This window comes from Citrobacter sp. wls718 (genome assembly GCF_005280945.1).
Taxonomy (GTDB): Bacteria; Pseudomonadota; Gammaproteobacteria; order Enterobacterales; family Enterobacteriaceae; genus Citrobacter; species Citrobacter gillenii.
Genome location: NZ_SZWV01000015.1, coordinates 82,609 through 89,208, shown reverse-complemented (window position 1 = coordinate 89,208; position 6,600 = coordinate 82,609). Strand labels below are relative to the sequence as shown.

Here is a 6,600-nt window from a genome sequence, read left to right as displayed (position 1 = left end):
CGGGAAAGACGTGGACTGCGAAGAGGCCACGAGGGGAGTTTATTTTTTCCTGCCAGTAATGCGGCACCACTCTTCTTTCTCGATCACCGGATCGAGCGTAAAGAGATCGGCGTAGGCTTCGCAGACGCTGTCCGCCTGGCTGGCAAGAATACCGGAAAGGCCCAGTAAGCCGCCCTCAACTGGCAACACGCTGATTAACGGTGCCAGTTCACGCAATGGGCCAGCAAGGATGTTGGCAACCACCACGTCGGCTTTCATGGCTTCTGGCTGATCCTGTGGCAGGTACAGTTCCAGGCGGTCAGAAACGCCATTACGCTGTGCATTATCGCGGCTTGCCTGAATGGCTTGCGGATCGATGTCTACACCAATGGCTTTGGCTGCACCTAATTTGAGTGCTGCAATAGCCAGAATGCCGGAACCGCAACCAAAGTCGATCACCGTCTTTCCGTTCAGATCGAGGCCATCCAGCCATTGCAGACACAAAGAGGTGGTTGGGTGAGTGCCGGTACCAAACGCCAGACCTGGGTCCAGCATCACGTTGACGGCGTTCTCATCCGGCACATCGCGCCAGCTTGGGCAAATCCACAGACGTTCGCCAAAGCGCATTGGGTGGAAGTTATCCATCCATTCACGCTCCCAGTCTTTATCTTCAAGCTGTTCAATTTTATGCACAAACCCCGCACCGAGCAGCGGATGCTGTTCCAGAAGGGCAACCACTTCTTTCATGTCGGTTTCTGCATCGAACAGACCCGTTACATCGGTGTCACCCCAAAGACGGGTTTCGCCCGGCAGTGGTTCAAACACCGGCGTATCATGCGTGTCCTGGAAGGTGATAGAAACGGCACCCGCTTCCATCAGCGCATCGCTCAACTCTTCTGCATTAGCACCGGTGGTGTTCAGTTTCAGTTGGATCCATGGCATGGCAAAACTCTTTATTTATCAGTAGTCAATATGGCGGCTTGCGGAGCGGCAGAACCAAAACGGTTTCCGACCAGGAAAGCCAGCAAACTTAGCAGCAACGAGGGCACAATTGGATGGAAGCCCAGGTACTGAATGTTAAAGGTAGCGAGTATGGCATACAGCACACCGCCGACAATCATGGCGCTCAGTGCGCCCGCTGCGTTCGCTCGCTCCCAGTACAGGCCCAGCACCAGCGGCCACAGGAATACCGCTTCCAGCCCGCCAAACGCCAGCAGGTTGAGCCAGATGATCATCTCTGGTGGTTTCCACGCGGCCAGCAACAACAACGCCCCCAATAACAGGGTGATCACCGCCGACATGCGCTTCAGGCGGGTTTCATTTTTCAGCTGTTCCGGGCGCAGATTCAGGTAGAGATCTTTAATGATCGTAGCGGAACTTTGCAGCAATTGGGCGTTGATCGTCGACATGATCGCCGCCATCGGTGCGGCAAGGAAGATCCCCGCGGCAATCGGTGGCAGGACTTTTACCATCAAGGTGGGGATAACCAGATCCGGTACCGTCAGGTCAGGGAGCACCGCGCGTCCTAATGCACCCGCCAGGTGCATACCAAACATCAGGATCGCCACCACAATAGTGCCGATAATCATCCCACGATGGACCGCTTTACTGTCCTTATAAGAGATACAGCGCACGGCGGTATGCGGCAGGCCAATCACGCCAAAGCACACCAGAACCCAGAACGAAGTCATAAAGGTTGGGGACAGAATGTCATCAGCGCCTTGTGGGGTCACCAATTTCGGATCGATCGTTTGCAGCGTCTCCACCGCGTTGCTGAGGCCGCCCGCTGCGTGGACCACACCCACAAGCAGGACAATGGTCCCAACTAGCATCACCATACCCTGCATGGTGTCATTGAGCACGCTGGCACGAAATCCACCGAATGCGGTGTATAACGCAATACTGATACCAAAGATCAGCAGACCTGTTTCGTATGGAATACCCGCAGCGGTTTCCAGCAAACGTGCGCCGCCGATGAATTGCACTGTCATCGCGCCAACGAAAGCTACCAACAGGCTGAGGCTCGCCAGCCAGACCAGCAAACGGCTCTGATAGCGGGCAAACAGCATATCGTTAAGGGTGACGGCGTTGTAGCGTCGGGCCAGAATCGCAAATTTCTTGCCAAGAATACCCAGCGACAACCAGACGGCCGGCAGTTGGATCATCGCCAACAGCACCCATCCCAGCCCGTATTTATACGCGGCCCCCGGGCCACCAATAAACGAGCTTGCGCTGATATATGTTGCGGTCAGCGTCATGGCTAAAACGACCCCGCCCATTGAGCGGCTGCCGAGGAAATATTCATTTAGGAACGTGCCGGTTGTTCTCTTTCTCATCGCGTACACAGAGAGACCAAACACCACCACCAGATAGGCGACAAGCGGCAAAATCACTTCAAGCTGCATCGTCATCCTCCAGAGGAATATCGCGATAGATAAATTTCACCATCGCCCAGCACAGAACAATGAAAACCAGCGGGGTTAGCAAGCAGGCCATTTCGAACCAGTGTGGTAAGCCAGTAAAGCCCAGCGTGGAGTCTGGTAAGTAAGCGGCTACTAACCATGTAGCAAGATAGAAAAGGGTCAGCCACAGCGCCCAGCGCGCCTCTTTATGGGCCTGAACAAAACGAGCGTCCATTTTTTGTCCCTTGTGGATAAAGAAAGCGGGGATTGTACCTTATGGGACGTGCCGGAGGGGAGAAAAACAAAAGGCCGGAGGATCCGGCCTTTGCAGTTAATGCGTACTTACTTTTCCTGAAGTCCGAGTTTCTTCTCCAGGTAGTGGATATTGGAACCACCACGCTGGAAGTGCTCGTCATTCATGATGCGGATCTGCAGATCGACGTTGGTTTTGATCCCGTCGATGATCAGTTCCTGCAAGGCGTTTTTCATGCGGGCAATCGCCACGTCACGGTTTTCGCCATAACAAATAAGTTTGCCGATCATGGAGTCATAGTAAGGCGGTACGGTGTAACCCGCGTAAATATGAGACTCCCAGCGTACACCAAAACCACCCGGCGCGTGGAAACGCGTGATTTTACCCGGGCTTGGCAGGAAGGTGTTCGGGTCTTCGGCGTTGATACGGCATTCTACCGCATGGCCTTTAACCACAACTTCATCCTGCGTAATGGACAGCGGCTGACCCGCAGCGATACGCAGCTGCTCTTTGATCAGATCAACGCCGGTGATCATTTCGGTAACTGGATGCTCTACCTGGATACGGGTGTTCATTTCAATGAAATAGAACTCGCCGTTCTCGAACAGGAACTCGAAAGTACCCGCTCCACGGTAGCCGATATCTACACAGGCTTTGGAGCAACGTTCGCCGATGTAACGACGCAGTTCCGGGGTAATGCCCGGTGCTGGTGCTTCTTCGACCACTTTCTGGTGACGGCGCTGCATGGAGCAGTCACGTTCTGCCAGATAGATTGCGTTACCCTGACCGTCAGCCAACACCTGAATTTCGATGTGGCGTGGGTTCTCCAGGTACTTTTCCATGTAAACCATGTCATTGTTGAAAGCGGCTTTCGCTTCAGCTTTGGTCATGGAAATGGATTGAGCCAGTTCAGCATCGCCGCGTACAACACGCATACCGCGACCGCCGCCACCGCCGGAGGCTTTGATGATGACCGGATAGCCGATGCGCTTGGCATGGGCGCGGTTTGCGTCCATATCGTCGCCCAGTGGGCCGTCAGAACCTGGAACGGTCGGTACACCTGCTTTCTTCATGGCAGTAATTGCAGACACTTTGTCGCCCATCAGGCGGATGGTGTCGGCTTTCGGGCCGATGAAGATAAAGCCAGAGCGTTCTACCTGCTCAGCAAAGTTGGCGTTTTCAGACAGGAAGCCGTAACCCGGGTGAATAGCGACCGCGCCAGTGATTTCAGCGGCGCTGATGATTGCCGGGATATTCAGATAGCTTTTAACAGACGGAGCCGGGCCAATACAGACCGTTTCATCTGCCAGTAATACGTGTTTTAGATCGCGATCCGCGCTTGAGTGTACAGCGACGGTCTTGATGCCCAGTTCTTTACAGGCACGAAGAATACGCAGGGCAATCTCGCCACGGTTGGCGATAACGATTTTATCCAACATGTTCGCCTCGTTACTCGATGACGACCAGCGGCTCGTCAAATTCTACCGGTTGACCACTTTCTACCAGAATCGCTTTTACCACGCCGGATTTATCGGCTTCGATCTGGTTCATCATTTTCATGGCTTCAACGATGCAAAGGGTATCGCCCGCATTCACTTTCTGGCCCACTTCGATAAACGGTTTAGCGTCAGGGCCCGGGGTGCGGTAGAAAGTACCAACCATCGGGGAACGTACGATGTGACCACTGATTTCCGCTGCAGCAGGGGCTTCCATGCTTGGCGCTGCAGTTTGCGCGACAGCGTTATACGGAGCAGGTTGTTGCATCATTGGTGCAGCATAAGCCTGTTGCATCATCGGGAAACCTGCATTTGGCGCTGCGCGGCTGATGCGTACAGACTCTTCGCCTTCAGAAATTTCCAGTTCGGAGATGCCTGATTCTTCAACCAGCTCGATCAGTTTTTTAATCTTACGAATATCCATGAGTGGGTTCCGTACTCTTTGTTTAGTGAAATTGTGACAGGCGTTTTATCGCCGTCTGTATAGCATTTGAATAACTGTTGGTGACAAGATGTCACCCCTCTCTGGCGTTGCACTGCGTGCTGCAGCCATTAAACGAGATATCAAAACTTACCAGTCATTGTGTGGCTATCTTCTGCCATTTTCGGGTAAAAGACAAAATATACCTTCAATACCCGATTGTCACCCTTTCCGCGCTGTAAAAACGCCTCCAGGGAAAGCAAGGTCGCACATTATAACCATTTCGTAGCAATTGGCAGCTAAATACTGGTCTTATCAGGGAAGATAATCAACCGCCTGCATGTAAAGAACGTGGGTTCGTCTGTGTTTTGCAACGCACTGCACATATCCCGAAACTACCGCCACCACTGGCGGAACTTCTTATAACGGCAGGCTAAAAGCACGACGGCGAGCGCGGCATAAATGATTGGTTGCGGGGATAAAATCTTCACCGACCACAGGTAATGCACGGGGGCCAGGATCGCCACAAGATAGACGAAGTTGTGTAAAAGTTGCCAGCGTTTTCCCAGTTTCCGCTGCGCAGCCTGGGTGGAGGTGAGTGTGAGGGCAAATAACAGAGTCCAACTGATAATTCCCAGCATCAGATAAGGCCGTGTCGTTAGCTCTCGACCCAACAGACTCAGGTTGTTAATGCCCAGCTCCAGCAGCGCATAACTGGTTAAATGCAAGGTGGCCCAGGCAAAACACCAGAGTCCTAACAGGCGGCGAGTGCGTATTAAGAGTGGCTGCTTAGCGTAGCGCGCCAGCGGCGAGACCAGCAAGGTTGCCAACAAGAATTTCAGAGCCGTCCTACCGGTAAAGTGTTGAATGTCCTTGACCGGATCGGCGCTTAAGTCGCCATTATTAATGGCCCAAAAGAGCCAGACAAAAGGTAAAAAGCCGGCAAGATGCAGGCAAACTTTCAGCCAGGTGATGTGTTTTGCCGTCAGACGCACTTAAAAATTCTCCCTCAAGTTAAGGCCGTGATACAGCGAAGCGACCTCATCGGCATAGCCGTTAAACAGCAGCGTAGGTTGACGCTGTACGTCGAGGATACCGCCTGCGCCAATAAAACGTTCTGTGGCTTGTGACCAGCGGGGGTGATCGACGCCGGGGTTAACATTGGCATAAAACCCATATTCATTAGGCGCCGCCATATTCCAGGTGGTCGGCGGGCGATCGCGCGTCAGCTTAATGCTGACTATCGACTTAATTCCTTTAAAACCGTATTTCCACGGTACGGTTAATCGAATAGGGGCGCCATTCTGCGGGGGAAGCGCTTTGCCATAAACGCCCACGGTGAGCAGAGTGAGCGGGTGCATGGCTTCATCAAGGCGTAAACCTTCAACGTAGGGGTATTTCAGCCCTCCGCCAATAAAGCGATCTTTCTGCCCCGGCATATCATCCGGTGCGTAGAGCGTTTCGAACGCCACATATTTCGCATTGCTGGTGGGTTCAACCAGTGCCAGCAGCTTATGTAAAGGAAAGCCAATCCACGGCACGACCATGGACCAGGCTTCTACACAGCGCATGCGATAAATGCGTTCCTCCAGCGGGAAGCGGGTGGTCAACGCATCGTAATCGAGGGTTAATGGCTTTGCCACTTCGCCACTAATTTTCAGCGTCCACGGATTGGTTTTTAAACTGCCCGCGTTGGCCGCCGGGTCTGCTTTATCGAGACCGAACTCATAGAAGTTGTTGTAGCCGGTGACTTTATCTTCCGGCGTTAACGGTAATGTATTTTGCCAGGCGGCAGGTTTCGTGAAATCAAGCGGTTTTCCGGCGGGTGCGGGTGGTCGGTCATTACCTTTAAACCAACTTAGCAGATCGGCCTGGGCGTTGGGAGATAGGGAAAGGGCTGTCGCACTGATGCCCAGCGCTTTCAATACCTGGCGACGTTGCAGCATAAAAACAGATTCTGCCGTTACGTCGGTTTCCGTCAGTTTTTTGGATTTCATATCATCCTCCGTCATGCGTTTTGCTAAGCATGACGGAGGCACAGGCTTATCG

General features: G+C 53.1%; 7 protein-coding genes. All 7 read right to left on the bottom strand.

The window, feature by feature from the left end; translation table 11 throughout:
• Positions 1-39 precede the first annotated feature (39 nt).
• Positions 40-921, bottom strand: coding sequence for a 50S ribosomal protein L11 methyltransferase (prmA, locus tag FDW95_RS02920; protein ID WP_096755458.1), 882 nt, complete (start codon positions 919-921; stop codon positions 40-42).
• A gap of 11 nt (positions 922-932) precedes the next feature.
• Entirely contained in the window at positions 933-2,384 is a 1,452-nt protein-coding gene (gene panF / locus FDW95_RS02915) for a sodium/pantothenate symporter (protein ID WP_115257352.1), read from the bottom strand.
• Positions 2,374-2,616: a YhdT family protein gene (locus tag FDW95_RS02910; RefSeq protein ID WP_096755460.1), complete on the bottom strand. Its 243-nt coding sequence runs from the start codon at positions 2,614-2,616 to the stop codon at positions 2,374-2,376. Before FDW95_RS02910 ends, panF begins: the two co-directional genes overlap by 11 nt.
• Before the next feature lie 107 nt (positions 2,617-2,723).
• Positions 2,724-4,073 (bottom strand): acetyl-CoA carboxylase biotin carboxylase subunit, encoded by a 1,350-nt coding sequence (gene accC, locus FDW95_RS02905; protein ID WP_096755461.1) that lies wholly within the window; start codon positions 4,071-4,073, stop codon positions 2,724-2,726.
• A gap of 10 nt (positions 4,074-4,083) precedes the next feature.
• Entirely contained in the window at positions 4,084-4,554 is a 471-nt protein-coding gene (accB, locus tag FDW95_RS02900) for an acetyl-CoA carboxylase biotin carboxyl carrier protein (protein ID WP_096755462.1), read from the bottom strand.
• A gap of 392 nt (positions 4,555-4,946) precedes the next feature.
• Positions 4,947-5,546, bottom strand: coding sequence for a protein-methionine-sulfoxide reductase heme-binding subunit MsrQ (gene msrQ / locus FDW95_RS02895; RefSeq protein WP_115257353.1), 600 nt, complete (start codon positions 5,544-5,546; stop codon positions 4,947-4,949).
• A complete protein-coding gene (gene msrP, locus FDW95_RS02890; protein WP_115257354.1) occupies positions 5,547-6,548 on the bottom strand; it encodes a protein-methionine-sulfoxide reductase catalytic subunit MsrP in 1,002 nt (333 codons plus the stop codon).
• Positions 6,549-6,600 lie beyond the last annotated feature (52 nt).